This is a genomic window from Streptomyces hokutonensis, from assembly GCF_042751305.1.
Taxonomy (GTDB): Bacteria; Actinomycetota; Actinomycetes; order Streptomycetales; family Streptomycetaceae; genus Streptomyces; species Streptomyces hokutonensis_A.
The window spans coordinates 267784-284633 of the sequence record NZ_JBHYWD010000006.1 but is presented as its reverse complement, the minus strand read 5'-3'; the positions used below and the strand labels follow the sequence as shown (position 1 = coordinate 284633).

At 70.6% G+C, this 16850-nt stretch carries 14 protein-coding genes and 1 pseudogene; 9 read left to right on the top strand and 6 right to left on the bottom strand.

Annotation, left to right across the window (positions count from 1 at the left end):
- Nucleotides 1-361 precede the first annotated feature (361 nt).
- From ACFXC1_RS18850 to ACFXC1_RS18835, 4 genes and pseudogenes are all read right to left on the bottom strand, one after another.
- The gene (locus ACFXC1_RS18850) at nucleotides 362-1315 is read right to left on the bottom strand and encodes an EamA family transporter (protein ID WP_381244033.1); all 954 of its coding nucleotides are present in this window, start codon (nucleotides 1313-1315) and stop codon (nucleotides 362-364) included.
- Between the two features lie 130 nt (nucleotides 1316-1445).
- Entirely contained in the window at nucleotides 1446-3506 is a 2061-nt protein-coding gene (locus tag ACFXC1_RS18845; protein WP_381244030.1) for an ABC transporter ATP-binding protein, read from the bottom strand.
- 105 nt (nucleotides 3507-3611) lie between these two features.
- Nucleotides 3612-3743 carry a hypothetical protein gene (locus ACFXC1_RS18840; protein ID WP_019072556.1) on the bottom strand — a complete coding sequence of 44 codons (132 nt, stop codon included), beginning with the start codon at nucleotides 3741-3743 and terminating at the stop codon, nucleotides 3612-3614.
- Nucleotides 3744-4077: 334 nt separating this feature from the next.
- A pseudogene (locus ACFXC1_RS18835) lies at nucleotides 4078-4273 on the bottom strand (peptidoglycan bridge formation protein FemAB); the annotation flags it as partial.
- Nucleotides 4274-4449: 176 nt separating this feature from the next.
- On the opposite strand from ACFXC1_RS18835, the gene ACFXC1_RS18830 reads away from it, so the two are divergent.
- Entirely contained in the window at nucleotides 4450-4977 is a 528-nt protein-coding gene (locus ACFXC1_RS18830) for a hypothetical protein (protein WP_381244028.1), read from the top strand.
- Between the two features lie 13 nt (nucleotides 4978-4990).
- Here the strand turns inward: ACFXC1_RS18830 and ACFXC1_RS18825 are convergent, their stop codons facing one another.
- Nucleotides 4991-5752, bottom strand: a complete 762-nt coding sequence (locus ACFXC1_RS18825) for a metallophosphoesterase family protein (protein WP_381244026.1) — start codon at nucleotides 5750-5752, stop codon at nucleotides 4991-4993.
- Entirely contained in the window at nucleotides 5752-8604 is a 2853-nt protein-coding gene (locus ACFXC1_RS18820) for an FAD-binding and (Fe-S)-binding domain-containing protein (protein ID WP_381244024.1), read from the bottom strand. The genes ACFXC1_RS18825 and ACFXC1_RS18820 overlap by 1 nt, the downstream gene beginning before the upstream one ends.
- Before the next feature lie 198 nt (nucleotides 8605-8802).
- Here ACFXC1_RS18820 and ACFXC1_RS18815 point away from each other — a divergent pair, with 198 nt between their 5' ends.
- The 8 genes from ACFXC1_RS18815 to ACFXC1_RS18780 all read left to right on the top strand — a co-directional run bounded on the left by ACFXC1_RS18815 (nucleotide 8803) and on the right by ACFXC1_RS18780 (nucleotide 16798).
- On the top strand, nucleotides 8803-10650 hold the full coding sequence (locus ACFXC1_RS18815) for an ATP-binding protein (protein ID WP_381244022.1): 1848 nt from the start codon (nucleotides 8803-8805) through the stop codon (nucleotides 10648-10650).
- Nucleotides 10647-11054 (top strand): roadblock/LC7 domain-containing protein, encoded by a 408-nt coding sequence (locus ACFXC1_RS18810; protein ID WP_266771250.1) that lies wholly within the window; start codon nucleotides 10647-10649, stop codon nucleotides 11052-11054. The genes ACFXC1_RS18815 and ACFXC1_RS18810 overlap by 4 nt, the downstream gene beginning before the upstream one ends.
- Nucleotides 11051-11395 (top strand): DUF742 domain-containing protein, encoded by a 345-nt coding sequence (locus tag ACFXC1_RS18805; RefSeq protein ID WP_381244021.1) that lies wholly within the window; start codon nucleotides 11051-11053, stop codon nucleotides 11393-11395. The genes ACFXC1_RS18810 and ACFXC1_RS18805 overlap by 4 nt, the downstream gene beginning before the upstream one ends.
- Nucleotides 11376-12014, top strand: coding sequence for a GTP-binding protein (locus ACFXC1_RS18800; protein WP_381244019.1), 639 nt, complete (start codon nucleotides 11376-11378; stop codon nucleotides 12012-12014). The genes ACFXC1_RS18805 and ACFXC1_RS18800 overlap by 20 nt, the downstream gene beginning before the upstream one ends.
- Complete coding sequence (locus tag ACFXC1_RS18795; protein ID WP_381244017.1) at nucleotides 12011-13216, top strand: cytochrome P450; 1206 nt, start codon at nucleotides 12011-12013, stop codon at nucleotides 13214-13216. The genes ACFXC1_RS18800 and ACFXC1_RS18795 overlap by 4 nt, the downstream gene beginning before the upstream one ends.
- Nucleotides 13217-13274: 58 nt before the next feature.
- A complete protein-coding gene (locus ACFXC1_RS18790; RefSeq protein WP_381244015.1) occupies nucleotides 13275-14504 on the top strand; it encodes a cytochrome P450 family protein in 1230 nt (409 codons plus the stop codon).
- Nucleotides 14505-14613: 109 nt separating this feature from the next.
- Nucleotides 14614-15732 (top strand): phosphoserine transaminase, encoded by a 1119-nt coding sequence (serC, locus tag ACFXC1_RS18785; protein WP_381244013.1) that lies wholly within the window; start codon nucleotides 14614-14616, stop codon nucleotides 15730-15732.
- 253 nt (nucleotides 15733-15985) lie between these two features.
- Nucleotides 15986-16798, top strand: coding sequence for an acyl carrier protein (locus ACFXC1_RS18780; RefSeq protein ID WP_381244012.1), 813 nt, complete (start codon nucleotides 15986-15988; stop codon nucleotides 16796-16798).
- Nucleotides 16799-16850 lie beyond the last annotated feature (52 nt).

Genomic DNA, 16850 nt, shown 5'->3' with positions numbered 1-16850 from the left:
AACCAGTCATGAGGGGTGAGACTGGTTAGTCTGGTGCACAGCTTCTGGAGACCCCCCGGGCCCCGCCCGCTCCCAAGGGGGTCCCTCCACTCGCGGTTGGCCGCCGAGCCGGCCCGGCGTGCGGGCGAGACGCGGACGCGCCCCGCAACACCGGGTGCGTACGCAGCCCACGTGAAGGGGTAGCAGACCTGGGCCCCCCATTCCTCCGGGCCGCTCGCTCGCTTCTCAGACGGGCTGGAGCGGAGCGAGTCAAGGGTGGAGCGCAGCGGAATCGGCGGAGCCGACGCGACCGCAGGGAGCGCCCTTTACTCGGTCCGCGGAAGCCCGACACTGGCAAAGAAGCGAGTGGCCCAACAGCAACCTACGCCTGAGGACCAACCCCAGCACCCTCCCGAGCCGCCTCCCGCCTAGCCCTCCCCCGCCCCACCTGAGTCCGCACAGCCCCCATGCTCGCCCCGATAACCAACCCAATGGCCAGTGCTTCAGTGACAGACAGCGCCTGGTGAAGGATCAGGAAACCCGCCGTCGCAGCAATGGCAGGCTCCAGGCTCATCAGGATGGCGAAAGTAGAAGCAGGCAGCCGTCGCAACGCCAGTAGTTCGAGCGTGTAGGGAAGAACGGAGGAGAGAACCGCCACCGCCGACCCGAGCGCGATGGTCACGGGGTTCAGCAGCCTCGTACCCGACTCCACAAGACCGAGCGGCAGAAACGCCACCGCCGCCACGACCATCGCCAGCGCCAGCCCGTCGGCCTGCGGAAAGCGTCGACCCGTACGTGCACTGAAAACGATGTACGTCGCCCACATGGCTCCGGCGCCCAGCGCGAAGGCCACACCTACAGGGTCCAGGCCGCTGAAGCCTCCCCCGCCGAGCAGGAACACACCGGCCAGGGCGAGTCCCGCCCACACAGCGTTCAGCGCGCGCCGGGAAGTCAGCACAGACAGGGCGAGTGGGCCCAGTACCTCCAGGGTCACCGCCGGTCCCAGCGGGATGCGGGCCAGTGACTGGTAGAAGAGCCCGTTCATCGCGGCCATGGTGAGACCGAAGACGACGACCGTGCCCCAGTCGGTGCGCGAGTGCCCCCGCAGACTCGGGCGGCAGACCACGAGCAGAACCACCGCCGCCACCAGGAGGCGGAGGGTCACCACACCCAGCGATCCGGCCCGGGGAATCATCGTCACCGCCAGCGCCCCACCGAACTGGACCGAGATCCCCCCGGCCAGCACGAGGCCCACCGGACCGAACCGACGGGGGGCGGCAACCGGGGTCGGGCTCGCCGCCACGGGGGCGGTCGTAGACGTACTGGGGATGCTCACGGCGCTTCCAGGGGATCAGCTTGGATTCGTTCATCACGGTGCACTGCTCAGTCCATAGTAATGGACCGAGTCAGGTGTGAGAACCCTTTATGCAACTGTCCTGGAGCCGGCCCGCCGGATGATCAGTGACTCAGATGCCGCTCCAGGGAACCTCGTCGCGGAACAGCGGACGACCGTCGGGGAGGGTGGAGGGCAGGGGCCCGAAGAGCGGGTCGGAGGCGTACTCGGCCTCGACGTACGCAGGTTGATACATCTGCTGCACTTGTTGTACTTGCTGTGCCTGAGGCACTTGTTGTGGCTGCGGCGCCCAGCTCTCCACGAAGACCGGAGGCGCGGCAACGTACTGAACCCCCGCCGCCACCCCCGCCTCGGCGAACAGCGGCAACCGCAGCTCCCCGGTGTCCATTACCGCGTTGTTCTGCGAACGGTGCAGCCGCGAGTACGCCCCACCCCGCGCCATCAGTTCGTCGTGCCGCCCCGTCTCGACGATCCGGCCCAGGTCGACGACCAGGATCCGGTCGGCGTCGGGGGCGAGGTTGAGGTCGTGGGTGATCATGATCGTCGTACGGCCGGCCATCAGTCGCCGTAGCGGCTTCACGACCCGGCGGGCGGCCATCGAGTCCAGCCCGGTCGTCGGTTCGTCGAGGACGAGGACCGGGGCGTCGCGGAGGATCGCGCGGGCGATCGCCAGCCGTTGGAGCTGACCGCCGGACAGGCGGGCCGAGTTGGGGTCGACCTTCGTGTCGTAGCCGTCGGGGAGGCGGAGGATGAACTCGTGGGCGTCGGCGGCGATGGCCGCGTCCATGATCGCCTGTTCGCTGGCGCCGGGGCGGCCGCAGGCGATGTTCGCGCGGACGGTGTCGTGCAGGACGAGGGTCTCCTGCGGGAGCAGGGTGACGTACTCGCGCAGGCGGGCGAGCGGGAGGTCGCGCAGCGGGACGCCGTCGAGGAGGACTTCGCCGGCGTCGGGGTCGTAGAAGCGGAGCAGCATTTTGGAGACCGTGGACTTGCCGGCGCCGCTGGGGCCGGTGACGATCACCAGTTCGCCGGGGTTGACGGTGAAGGAGAGGCCTTCCAGGGCGGGGCGGTCCGCGCCGGGGTAGCTGAAGGAGATGTCGCGGAGTTCGACCGTGCCGTCGGGGCGGCCGAACTCGGTGCCGTGGCTGGGGTCGGCGACGGACGGTCGTACGTCGAGGATCTCGATCAGGCGCTCGGCGCCGGCGGTGGCGGCGGTGATGGTGAGGCCGAGTTGGGCCAGGCCGCGGACGGGCGGGTAGAGGTAGCCCAAGAAGGCGGAGAAGGCGAGGAGTTGGCCGAGGGTCATGCGGCCGGTGGAGATCTCCCAGGCGCCGATACCGATGACGGCGAGCACGCACACGGTCTCGATGACGCTGACGAGTTGCTCGTAGGCCTCGTTGAGGCGGGTCGAGCGGACGGAGGCGCGGAACCAGGCGCTCGCCTCCTCGTTCAGGCGCCGGCGTTCCGCGTCGCGGCGGCCGTAGGCCTGGGTGAGGACGATGTTGCCGAGGGACTCCTCGACGACGGAGGTGATCGCGCCGTCGGCGACGCGGCCCGCGCGCGAGACGTCCTTGATGGAGCCGGAGAAGCGGCGGGCGGCCAGCCAGAAGAGCGGGGCGAGGACGAAGGTGGCCGCGGCGAGGTCCCAGCGCAGCCAGAACGCGGCGGCGGCGTAGAAGAGGGCGGAGAAGACGGCCGAGGCGGTGCCTACGACGCCGGAGACCACAAGTGTCTCGATCGCCTCGACGTCACTGGTGAGGCGGGACAACAGGTCGCCCTGGCGGTGCCGTTGGAAGAAGTGCGGGGGCAACTGTTGTACGTGGTCGAAGACATGCTCGCGCAGTCTCATCACGAAGCGTTCGGTGGCCCAGGCGGCGAGGGAGTTGCCTGCGTAGGCGACGACCGCGCCGACGAGCGCGACGCCCAGCCATTTGGCGGCCGGGCTCCAGAACGCGGCGAGCGATCCCTTCGCCAGGGCGCGGTCGGTGAGGTCGCTGAAGAGGAGGATCGACTCGGTCTCGGCGAGTGCGGCGACGACCGTGCACACCCAGACGAGGATCAGCCAGCGTCTGAGGCCCACCGTGAGCGGCCAGAAACGGCGGAAAGCCGTGCGGGCGGGAATGGCAGGAGTTTCGTCGTCCTCATATTCGAGGTCTTCCTCTTCCACATCCATGTCCACAACGCCCTCCACTTTCCGTCATCAGAATTCTCTGGATTTTCGAATTCAGGAAAGAAAAGAGGGCCGACTGCGTGGGTCGGCCCTCCTCCTACTGCCGGATCAGCTGTCCTGGCCGGGCAGCGGCTTCGGCAGGGGCTTCGGCTCGTGCTTCTTGCGGGGCTTCGGGGGCGGCGGGGGCGGCAGCTGCTGCTTCTTGGGCTTGGGCAGCGGGGCGAGCTTGTTGAGGCCCATTCCGAACTCCTAGGTTGTGCAGAGGATTTTGTGCGTCAAAGTCGAGCGTTTTACCGCCCGGGGAATTCCCGACACCAAGAAACTTACACGCCCCCGACGCCAAGAAGCAGCAAAGTCGGCAAGCGAACGGCAAGCAGGCCCTGTGAATACCTTTGTGAATCCTGAGCGAGGTCCGCGAACCTGAGAGTTCTCTAATAAACCTGAGAGCAGCCTTAACGAACCTGTGCTTCCGCCCTCAGAAAAGCCCCTCAGCGGCGCGCCATGCAGAGGTCCAGCGGCTTGTGCAGCAGTGGGTTCAGGGGCCCCAGCAGTTGATTGGGCTAACGTGCCGGCCGACGGTCAGCATCGTGGCCTTCTCGGCCTTCTTGATGTTGCGGCGCCACTGCTGGTTGAGGCCGGTGGATGTCGTCCAACGTCCGTCCCGCGATCGGCACTTGGAACACGTACCGCGGCTGCCCGGCCGCGAACCCGTCCTCCGCCCCCGGCTCCGTCTGCTGCCAGCCCGCACGGCGCAGCCGGTCGGCGACCTCAACACCAGCCCGACCCCGACCAACTCCCCACGACGGCACCTGCATATGGCTGGAGACGGAGATTGGAGCCCGCTTCGGAGCGACGGCAACCTTGCCGCGCTGTCGATGGTCCACTGTGTGGTTCGGGCGTCGTCGATGTGCGGGGGGCTATGAAACGGATGCTGCGGAAGGCGGAGATGCTGCTGCTGACGGCAGCCCTGAAAGCCGATCGGTCTCTCTGGATGGGCGCGAGGTACCGGCCTCCGGCGCCCGTCGCGGTTCGCGTCACCAGCCGCCCGCTGCTTTCCGGGGGTGTGCTGGCCGTGCCGCTCGCGGCGCTGGGTGGCTCGACCTTCGGGGCGTTCACCGACGGGACGCGTTTCTTGCAGGCGGTCTTGCTGGGCGCTGGGATGACGCTGTTCTTCGCACTGCTCCTGCGGTTGGAGCGCCTGAGTCAACTGCACTACGAGCGCGTCGGCTACGACGCCGCCGCCCGGCCGTTCGTGCACCGTCCACGCACCGGCGGGCCAGGACGGACCCTTGCCCGCCTCTCCGTCCGCTGGGGCGCGATGACGGTGGCCTTCTGGGGTGTGGAAAGAGTCAAGGGCACTCCGGTCAGTTGGCTCTTCAGCGGGGTCGCCATGGCGCTGGTGCTGCTGGTCGTGGCCCCGATCAGCTACCTGGCGGAGCGGAGAGGCCGGCGCTCGCGCCCGCCGGCCGGCTAGCGATCGTCAACCGTCATCGCCCGTCCCTCGGTCCGAACGTCTCCAGCGCCTCCGTGTCCGACGCCCGTGCGTTGAGGAAGTAGTCCGCCCAGTCGGCGATCTCCGGGTAGGCGGACTCGTGGACGAGGCGGGTGATCGCGGTCGGGATGTCGTACGGCGTGACGCGGAGGTCTGTGCCGGGGCCGAGGAGGCACCAGTGGGCGCCGGTGCGGCCGTAGGGCATGCCTACGCTGCCGGGGTTGACGATCAGGCGGCCGTGGGCGAGGCGGACGTACGGCATGTGGGTGTGGCCGCAGACCACTGTGCGGATGTCTTCGGCGAGGTCGGACAGGACCTCCGCCCAGCGGGACGGGCGGGAGTCGACCAGGACGACTTCCTCGTCGTCCCGGGGAGTTGCGTGGCAGAAGAGGACCTTGCCGAGGCCTCGGACGGGGAGGGTCAGGGTTTTGGGGAGGGTGGCGAGGAAGTCGATCTGGTCGGGGCGGAGGGCCCTTGCGGCGTGGGGGGCGATCGGGTCGGGGATTTCGGTGCGTTCGCCTCTGCGGTACTCGACCAGTTCGCGGTCCGCGTTGCCCGCGATCCACAGCACTCGGTCGCCCTGTGCGCGCAACAGGTCTACTGCTTCGGCCGGTTGGGGGCCGGCCGTGATGTCGCCGGTGAGGACGATGCGGTCGGCGGCGGCCACCTCCGGTTCGGCGAGGACCGCTTCCAGGGCGGGGAGCACGCCGTGGATGTCGGAGAGAACCGCGACCCGGGCGAGTTCGAGTTCGTCCATCACTGTGCTTCTGCCTCCAGTGCTTCCGCCAGGACCTCCGCCAGGTGTCTGCCCCGCACCCCGGCCAGCTGCTCCAGCTGCGTACGGCACGAGAAGCCGTCCGCCAGGACCACCGTGCCGTCCCGTGCCTCCCGTACGGCAGGGAGCAGTTGTTCCTCCGCGCACTTCACCGACACCTCGTAGTGATCGTTCTCGAAGCCGAAGTTGCCCGCCAAACCGCAGCAGCCGCCGACCAGTTCACCCGTGAGACCGGCCGCCGCGCGCAGGCGGCGGTCGGCGGTGTCGCCGAGTACCGCGTGCTGGTGGCAGTGGGTCTGGCCGACCGCGGGGCGGTCGACGCGGGGCGGGGTCCAGTCGGGGGCGAGGCGTTCCAGTGCCTCGGCGAAGGTGAGGACCGACGCGGCGAGGCGGGCCGCACGGGGGTCGTCGGGGAGGAGTTCGGGGAGGTCGGTGCGGAGGGCCGCCGCGCAGCTCGGCTCCAGGACCACCACGGGTGGAGCGCCCTCGCCGTCCACCAGCACGCCCATTCCGTCCAGGGTGGTGCGCATGACCTCGCGGGCGCGGTCCAGTTGGCCCGTCGACACATACGTCAGTCCGCAGCAGACGGGCTTACCCGCCATCGCCGGCAGGACGGGGAGCACACCCAGTCCCGCCGCCTCCAGTACCCGAACGGCCGCGTGGCCGACGGACGGTGAGAGGTGCTCCGTGAAGGTGTCCGGCCACAGGTAGGCATGGCCCCGGGAGGGCGTCTCCACGTACTCCACTCCGTCGTGCGTGTTCCGCCGTGACTCCGCCATGACCTTCCGCCGCCACGCCCGCGTGAACGGCACTCCCGCCACCCGAGGGATCTCCCGCTCCCCCGAGATCCCGCCCAGCCGCTTCGCCAGCCACGCCAACGGCCCCACCGCGGCAAGCGAGTTGACCAGCCACGCGCTGCGCGTCCGCGCCACCAGTCGCAGCCAGCGCGGCAGCCACCCCATCGCGTAGTGGGACGCGGGCCGGCGTCGCCCCTCGTAGTGGTGGTGCAGGAACTCCGCCTTGTACGTGGCCATGTCGACCCCGACCGGGCAGTCCGTGCGGCAGCCCTTGCAGGACAGGCACAGGTCCAGCGCGTCGCGGACCTCGGTCGAGCGCCAGCCGTCGGTGACCAGTTCGCCCGCGAGCATCTCGTGCAGCAGCCGGGCCCGCCCGCGCGTGGAGTGCGCCTCCTCGCCGGTCGCGCGGAACGACGGGCACATCACGGAGGGGCCGGACACCTCCGTCGTACGGCACTTGGCCACCCCGACGCAGCGCCGTACCGCCGCCGAGAAGTCGCCGCCGTCGGACGGGTAGCCGAAGACGACGTCCACTGGCTCACGCGGGAGCACCGCGAAGCGGAGGTTCGTGTCCAGCGGGGCGGGCCTCACCAGCATTCCGGGGTTGAGGAGGTCGTCCGGGTCCCATACCCCCTTCGCGCGCTCGAAGAGGGTCACCATCGCGTCGCCGTACATCTTCGGCAGCAACTCCGCGCGGGCCTGGCCGTCGCCGTGTTCGCCGGAGAGGGAGCCGCCGTGGGCCACCACCAGGTCGGCCAGGTCCTCGGAGAAGCGGCGGAAGCGGGCGACGCCCGGCTGCGTCAGCAGGTCGAAGTCGATGCGGACGTGGATGCAGCCGTCCCCGAAGTGGCCGTAGGGCGTGCCGCGTAGGTCGTATGTCCCGAGAAGTGCCCTGAAGTCCCTTAGATACGCGCCCAGTTGGGCCGGTGGTACCGCGCAGTCCTCCCAGCCCGGCCACGCCTCCGAGCCGTCGGGCATGCGCGTCGCCGTACCGCTCGCGTCCTCGCGGATGCGCCACAGCGCGCGTTGGGCCGCCGGGTCCGTCACCACCAGGGAGTCGACGACGTCGGCCGCGCGGACGACCGTCTCGGCACGCGCGTGTGCCTCGGCCGCCGTGTCGCCGCCGGTCTCCACGAACAGCCAGGCGCCGCCCCGGGGGAGGTCGGCCGTGGAGCGGACCAGGTCGGCGGCCATCCCCTCGACCGTGAGCGGGCCGTGGACCAGCAGACCCGCCGCCGCCTCCGCCGCCGCGCTCTCGTCGGCGTACGCCAGCACGGCTAGGGCACGCGCGCGCGGTGCCTCGACGAGTCGTACGACCGCTTCCGTGAGGATGCCCAGTGTGCCCTCGCTGCCGCAGAAGGAGCGGGCTACGTCGGCGCCCTTCTCGGGGAGGAGGGCGTCCAGGGCGTAGCCCGAGATACGGCGGGGGAGGTCGGGGAAACCGGTGCGCAGGCGGGCCAACTCGCCCTCCACGAGGGGGCGTAGACCTGATGGGGTGCCCGCCCAGTCCTGGCCCAGGCGCAGGGAGTCGCCGCGCGCGGTGAGTACCGACAGCTCGCTCACGTTGTCCGCCGTCGTGCCCCAGGCGACGGAGTGGGAGCCGCAGGAGTTGTTGCCGATCATGCCGCCGAGGGTGCAGCGGCTGTGGGTCGAGGGGTCGGGGCCGAAGCGCAACCGGTGCGGGGCGGCGGCCTGTTGGAGGCGGTCGAGGACCAGGCCGGGCTGGACGACGGCGGTGCGGGAGGCGGGGTCGAGGGACAGCAGGCGGTTCATGTGGCGGGTGAAGTCGAGGACGACGCCGGTGCCGGTCGCCTGGCCCGCGATGGAGGTGCCGCCGCCGCGGGCCACGACCGGCACTCCGTGCGCCCGGCAGGCGGCGAGGGTCGCCGCCACGTCGTCGGCGTCACGGGGTGCGACGACGCCCAGGGGTACACGTCGGTAGTTGGACGCGTCCATGGTCGTCAGCGCCCGGGACGTGACGTCGAAGCCGACCTCGCCCCGGACGGTCCTCGTCAGCTCCGCCTCAAGATCCGCCATGCCCCCAGCATGAAGGGATTCTGTAAACGCATCCAGAACCTCCCCAGTTCGATCACTAACTCTCATATAGTGACGGACAGTTGAGCACCCGGTGTCGCTTCTCGCCCAGGAACCCGACGAGCACCCCCCGAGGACACGACCGAGGACGACAGAGGACCCCGACCAAAGACGCCCGAGGACCGACCGAGGACCCCCTTCATGACCGCCCCCATGCTTCCCGGCGAACGACCCACCTTCCGCACCCTCGCCCCCGCCCCGCTGCTCACCGCCGTCCTGGCCGGACTCGCGGTCGCCGGCGCGGTCTGGGTGGCCCCCCGCTCGCAGCGCCTCGCGGTCGCCTGCGCGGCGGGCGCCGGCGCGCTGCTGCTGTGCGCGGCCGTCGCGGCGGCGGCGCACGCCTACCAGACCGCCCGTGTCACCCGCCGCCGGCTGGAGGCCGTCACGCTGGACGCTGGCCGGCTGCTGCAGGAACGGGCGCGGCTGAGCACGGAGTTGGACCGCGAGCGCGTTCAGCTGACCGAGGAGCTGACCCACGAGCGGGCCCGGCTGACCGCCGAACTCACGCAGGAACGCGCCCGGTTGACCTCCGAGTTCGCCCAGGAGCGGATGCGGCTCACCACGTCCTTCGCGGAGGAGCGCAGCCGCCTCACGGAGGAATCGACCCTGGAGCGGGCCCGGCTGACCGCCGAGAACAAGCAGTTGGCCGAGCGGGCCCGCCGGGACTCCCACGAGCGCGCCGCCGCGCTCTCCGCGACCGCCAACGCGGCCAGCCGTATGCAGGCGCTGGCCACCGGCATGCTCGCCGACCTGCGCGCGATGGAGGAGCGGCACTCCGACGAGGACGTCCTCGCCGACCTGCTGCACCTGGACCACCGCACCGCGCAGGCGGGCCGTCTCGCCGACTCCGTCGCCGTCCTCACCGGCGCCCGCTCCGGGCGTCGTTGGGCCCGTCCGATCGCCATGGAGTCGATCCTGCGCGGCGCGATGGGCCGGATCAGCGGCTACCAGCGGGTGCGGGTGCACTCCGCGAGCGACGCCGCCGTCGCCGGGCACGCGGCCGAGGGCGTGATGCACGCGCTCGCCGAACTCCTCGACAACGCCGCGAACTTCTCGCCGCCGACCGCCGAGGTGCATGTGTACGTCGAGGAGGTGCCGGCCGGGGTCATCCTGTCCGTCGAGGACAGCGGACTGGTCATGGGCGACATCCAACTCCGGCGCGCCGAACGGGCCGTGAGCGGTGACTCCGCCGAGCTGGGCGGTCTCACCGGCACCCGCCTCGGCCTCGCGGTCGTCGGCCGGCTGGCCCGCAAGTACGGCCTGAAGGTGTCGTACCGGCCCTCCGCGCGCGGAGGCACGGGCGTCCTGATGCTCGTGCCGCAGGACATCCTGGTGCCGCAGGACACCCCGGCGGCTCCGCAGGAGGCCGTCGCCCTTCCCGAGCCGTCGGCCGCCCTGCCGACTCCGGAGCCGGAGCGCGAACCGGAACCGCTCGTCCCGGGACAGCTGCGGGTGTCGTACGCCTCCGCGCGCGCCGGCTCCGACCTGGACCCGGACCCGGTCCCCACGCACGAGTCACCGGACCGCGACGCCCTGTCCGACGTGTTGTCCGACGCCCTGTCCGAGGTCCTGGCCGAGTCGCGGCCGGACACCGCCCCGGGCGACCTCCCGGAAGGCCTGCCCAAGCGGCGCCGGGGGCAGGCGCTGGCGGCGGCCGAGCGTTCCCGCGCGCGTGCGGAGGCCGCGGCCTCCGTGTCGCACCCCGCGCCCACGGCCGACGACACCCTGGCCCGGACCGCCCGCTTCAACAGCTTCCGCCAGGCCGTACGCGGCGCCATGACCGAACAACTGCCGCCCCTGCCGGAGTCCGGCGCGAAGTCGGCCGGGCAACTGCCGCCGCCCGTATGGGAGTCCGGCACGAGGGCGTCCGAACTGCCCGCGCCCGTACCGGAGCCTGAGTCGGAGCCGGAGCCGGAGCCGGAGCCCGAGCGCTCCGAACACACCACGTCCCTCACCCACCCGTACCCGGAAGGCAACCCCACCTCATGACCGGCACGACCACCGCCGACGAGAAGCTCACCTGGCTCATCGAGGGCCTCCTGGAGCGCACCCCGGGCGCGCGCCACGCGCTGGTGCTGTCCCGGGACGGCCTGAAGCTGTGCCGGACGCCCGAGCTCTCCGTCGACCAGGCCGACCAGCTCGCCGCGATCGCCGCCGGTATCCAGTCGCTGTCGCACGGCGCGTCGGTGGAGTTCGGGGACGGCAGCGGGGGTGTGCGCTCCGCGATGACGGAGTTCTACGGCGGGGTGCTGTTCATCGTCGAGGCGGGCGAGGGCGCGCACCTGGCGCTCGTCACCACGGAGGACGCGGACGCGGGTCTGATCGGGCACAACATGAGCGAGCTGGTCGAACAGCTCGGCGAGCACCTGCGCGCGGAACCCCGTACGTCATGAGCCGCCCCGGCAGGGACGACTCGCCCGACCGCCTCTACACGCTCACCGGAGGCCGCACCCGTTCCGCACCGGACAACCCGTTCGACCTGGTGACCCTCGTGGTCGCCGAGGGCGATCCGGTGACCGGCATGCAGTCGGAGCACGCGGCGATCCTGCGGCTCACCGAACACCCCACCGCGGTGGTGGAGTTGGCGGCCGAGCTGAAGCTCCCGGTGTCCATCACCAAGATCCTCCTCTCCGACCTTCTCGCGGCCGGCCGGGTCAGTGCCCGGCATCCGCGGGCGGCCGTGTCCGATCCCGACGTCCTGGAACAGGTGCTCGTTGGACTCCGCAACCTCTGACGCCCGCACCCCCTTGGGTGCCTCCGCCGACAACGGCCTGAAGATCGTGGTCGTCGGCGGCTTCGGCGTCGGCAAGACCACACTGGTCCGTTCGGTCAGCGAGATACGTCCCCTCAACACCGAGGAGACGATGACGAAGGCCGGCGAGGCCGTCGACGACATCAGCGAGGTGCGCGGCAAGTCCGCGACGACCGTCGCCTTCGACTTCGGCCGCATCACGCTCGACGCCCGCAATGTGCTGTACCTGTTCGGCGCCCCCGGCCAGGAACGGTTCTGGTTCCTCTGGGACCGGCTGTTCTCCGGAACGCTCGGCGCGGTCGTCCTCGTCGACACCCGCCGTATCGGCGACTCCTGGTACGCCATCGACCGCCTCGAACACCACGGCACCCCCTTCGTCGTGGCCTGCAACGACTTCGGCGGCCCCGCCTACGCCCCGCACCAGATCCGCGAGGCCCTCGACCTCGACCCGCAGGTCCCCCTCCTGGACTGCGACGCCCGCTCCCGCGCGTCCGCGAAGCAGGTCCTGATCACCCTGGTCGAGCACGTCAGGAGTTCCTACGGCACCCAGGGCCCCGCCCGCCTCCAAGTCCCCGTCCCCCACCAGGAGTTGGCCCTGTGACCGCGCCCGTACCGCTGAGTGGACCCAGGTTCCAGACCGAACCGGCGCGGCTGTACCGGGAGATGCGGCGCGAGCACGGCTCGGTGACGCCCGTGGTGCTGGACGGCGACATCCCGGCCTGGCTGGTGCTCGGCTACCGCGAACTGCACCAGGTCACCGGCGATCCCGTCCTGTTCAGCCGTGACTCGGACCTGTGGAGCCAGTGGGAACGCATCCCCGACGACTGGCCGCTGCTGCCGATGATCGGCCGCAAGCAGCCGTCGATCCTCTACACGGTCGGCGAACGGCACCGTGAGCGCGTCGGCATGATCAGCGACGCGCTGGAGGCCGTGGACCCGTCCGAACTGCGGTCGTACGCCGAGAAGTTCGCGGACGAGCTGATCGACGGGATCTGCGCCAAGGGCGAGACGGACCTCGTCGGCGACTACGCGATGCTGCTGCCGGTGCGGGTGCTGGCCCGGCTCTACGGCTTCCGGGACGAGCAGGGTCCGGGTCTGGTGACCGCGCTCAACGACATGATCGACGGCCGGGATCGCGCGATCGCCGGGCAGACCCATCTCGCCACGTCCATGGGGCGGTTGCTGGCCGACCGGAAGGACGAGCCGGCCGATGACGTCGTATCGCGGATGCTGGCGCACAAGTCCGGCTTCGACGACGTGGAGATCGCCCAGGACCTGATGGTGATGATGGCGGCCGGCCACCAGCCGACCGCCGACTGGATCGGCAACTCGCTGCGGCTGATGCTGACCGACGACCGGTTCGCGGCCTCCCTCTTCGGTGGCCGCAACAGTGTCGCCGAGGCGATGAACGAGGTGCTGTGGGAGGACACCCCGACGCAGAACGTGGCCGGGCGCTGGGCCTCCCGCGACACCCAGCTCGGCGGCCGCCGCATCCGCACCGGCGACCTGCTGCTGCTCGGCCTCCAGGGCGCCAACTCCGACCCCCAGGTCCGCACCGACGGCTCCGCGCTCACCGGCGGCAACAACGCGCACTTCTCCTTCGGGCACGGGGAGCACCGGTGTCCGTTCCCCGCGCAGGAGGTCGCCGAGGTCATCGCGCGGACGGGCATCGAGGTCGTACTGGACCGGCTGCCCGACATCGACCTGGCGGTCCCCGCCGAGTCCCTGACGCGCCGGCCCTCGCCGTGGCTGCGGGGACTGACCGCGCTGCCGGTGCGGTTCACGCCCGTACCCGCGCTCTGAGTTCCGAATTCCGTCCTTTGCCCGTTGGCCATGAGCCCTGCCCTGGAGGCGATCCCGTATGAGCACCGGTACCGAAGAGACCCGTATCGTCCTGGACCCCTTCGTCGGCGACCTGGACGGCGAGAGCGCCAGGCTTCGTGCGGCCGGTCCGCTGGCCGCCGTAGAACTCCCCGGTGGGGTGCCGGTATGGGCCGTGACCCATCACGCGGAGGCGAAACAGCTGCTCACGGATCCGCGGCTGGTGAAGGACATCAACGTGTGGGGGGCCTGGCAGCGCGGCGAGATCCCCGCGGACTGGCCGCTGATCGGGCTGGCGAACCCGGGCCGTTCGATGCTGACCGTGGACGGCGCCGACCACCGCAGGATGCGCACGCTGGTCGCGCAGGCGCTCACCCCGCGCCGGGTGGAGCAGATGCGGGAGCGGATCGCGAAGCTGACGGAGGGGCTGCTCGACGGAGTCGAGGCCGCCGAGGGTGAAGTCGTCGACCTGAAGGCGGAGTTCGCGTACCCGCTGCCCATGTACGTCATCGCCGACCTCATGGGCATAGCGGAGTCCCGACTCCCGCGCCTGAAGGAGCTGTTCGAGAAGTTCTTCTCGACGCAGACCCCGCCGGCCGAGGTGATCGCCACCCTCACGGAACTCGCGGGCATCATGGCGGCGACGGTAGCGGCCAAGCGCGCCGAACCCGGCGACGACCTGACCTCGGCCCTCATCGCGGCCTCCGAGGACGGCGACCACCTCACCGACGAGGAGATCGTCTCCACGCTCCAGCTGATGGTCGCGGCGGGCCACGAGACGACGATCTCGCTGATCGTCAACGCGGTCGTCAACCTGTCGAAGCACCCCGTCCAGCGCGCCCTGGTGCTGGCCGGCGAGGCCGACTGGTCCTCGGTGGTCGAGGAGACCCTGCGCCACTCCACGCCCACCTCGCACGTCCTGATCCGCTTCGCCACGGAGGACGTCCAGGTCGGCGACAAGGTCCTGCCGGCCGGGGACGCGCTGATCGTGTCGTACGCCGCGATCGGCCGCGACGAGCAGGCCCACGGGCCGACGGCGGGCGAGTTCGACATCACCCGCACCAGCGAGAACCGGCACATCTCCTTCGGCCACGGCCCGCACGTCTGCCCCGGCGCGGCCCTGTCCCGGCTGGAGGCGGACGTGGCGCTCCCGGCCCTCTACGAGCGCTTCCCGCGGCTGGACCTGGCGGTCCCGGCGGCCGAGCTCCGCAACAAGCCGGTGGTGACGCAGAACGACCTCTTCGAGCTGCCGGTGCGGCTGGCGCCGTAGCTCACCGTCCGTACACGAGCCGGAGGGGTCCGGAGGGGTCGTCTCTCCGGCCGTCTCATCGAACGGACGCGTTTCCGTCCGGTTTCACCGAGGGGATACGCTCCGGCTCGTGGCTGATATCGAGATTCCCGCTGACATCAAGCCCGCCGACGGACGGTTCGGCGCTGGCCCCTCCAAGGTGCGGACGGAGGCGCTGGACGCGCTGGCCGCCACCGGTACGTCTCTGCTGGGCACCTCCCACCGTCAGGCCCCGGTCAAGAACCTGGTCGGCAAGGTGCGCGAGGGCGTCTCCGCGCTGTTCTCCCTCCCCGAGGGCTACGAGGTCGTCCTCGGCAACGGCGGCTCGACGGCCTTCTGGGACGTCGCGACCCACGGCCTCATCGACAACAAGTCCCAGCACCTGACGTTCGGCGAGTTCAGCTCCAAGTTCGCCAAGGCGGCCAAGCTGGCCCCGTGGCTGGCCGAGCCGACGGTGATCTCGTCCGACCCCGGCACGCACCCGGAGCCGGCCGCCGAGGCGGGCGTCGACGTGTACGCGTTCACGCACAACGAGACGTCGACGGGTGTCGCCGCGCCCATCAAGCGCGTCGCGGGCGCCGACGAGGGCGCGCTGGTCCTCGTGGACGCCACCTCGGGCGCGGGCGGCCTCCCGGTCGACATCACCGAGACGGACGTCTACTACTTCGCCCCGCAGAAGTCCTTCGCCTCCGACGGCGGCCTGTGGATCGGCGTGTTCTCCCCCGCCGCGATCGAGCGCGCGGAGCGCGTCCACGCGTCCGGCCGCCACGTCCCGGAGTTCTTCTCGCTCCCGACCGCGATCGACAACTCGCGCAAGAACCAGACGTACAACACCCCGGCCCTGGCCACCCTGTTCCTCCTCAACGAGCAGCTCGAGTGGATCAACGGCCAGGGCGGCCTGGCCTGGTCGACGGCCCGCACGAAGGACTCGTCCAGCCGCCTCTACAGCTGGGCGGAGGGCTCCAAGTACGCGACCCCCTTCGTCGCGGACGCCACCAAGCGCTCGCAGGTCATCGGCACCATCGACTTCGCCGACGAGATCGACGCGGCGGCCATCGCCAAGGTCCTGCGCGCCAACGGCATCGTCGACACCGAGCCCTACCGCAAGCTCGGCCGCAACCAGCTCCGCGTGGCGATGTTCCCGGCGATCGACCCGGCGGACGTCGAGGCGCTGACGAAGTGCATCGACTATGTGATCGAGAAGCTCTGACTTCTCGGTTACGACACGTAGGGCGCCCCGCGGAGTTGGTTGCGGGGCGCCTTTTGTCGTCGTAGAAGACGGCGGGCGGACTGCGCCCGACATCGAGGTGAACCCAGAACCGGGGCAAATCGCCCCAACCGCCACAGCCGCGTAACAGGGACGACACAGAGAACAACTCCCACCCCGCACCACCGGTCGAACCTGTTGCGTCGCACCTCCGCGGCGCAACTCCTGTACTCCCGACCGAAGTTGGAGTTGCCCCATGCCAAGGAAGTCCCTGCCGACGCGGCTCGCCGCGACCGCCGCACTGCTGCTCGCCGCCGGTGCCCTGTCCGCGCCCGCCGCCTCCGCGAGGCCCTCGGACGCGTCCCCCGGCGACGCCTACGTCCTGAAGGTGACCACCAGCCCGGCCGCCACCAGCTACGGCAGCCGCCACGTCGACGTCACCGGCACGGTCACCAAGGCCGACGGCACGCCCGCGCCCAACATCCCCGTCACCGTCCAGGAAGTCGTCAAGTTCACCACCTGGAACCCGTGGGGCGACCCCATCGACCCCACCTACTACGAGCCGCGCGACCTGGGCACGCCGGTCACCGACGCGAACGGGAAGTTCACCATCCCCGGCGTCGACATCGACCACACGACCGGCAGCAGCCTGCTCAACGTCCAGCAGGGAGTGGACATCACCGCCCTGTACGACGTGGACGGCAACCTCAACACCCCGCAGGACGGCTACTACGCGGACACCACGGTGAACGCCAACGCCCGGTCCAGCTCGGTCAGTTACCGCGTCAGCAAGAAGAAGGTGAAGTCCGGCGACATCCTCACCGTCTCGGGCAAGGTCACCCTCCCCAAGGGCGTCCAGCCCGCGGGCACCGAGGTCTTCCTGCAGACCTACTGGGAGCAGGAGTACGACGTGAAGACGATCGCCACGTACAACGGCTCCTTCGTCCTGTCGGTCCGAGTCAAGGGCTACGACGACACGTTCACGCTCCGCACGGCGCCGAGGGACATGTACGTGGCGGGGGCGACGCGGCAACTCCCCATCACCAACACGTCGTTGCCGCGCGGGTAGCAGACAGGCAAACGTGGCTGCTAGCGTCCGCGCGACCCCTCGGAGCTCCACA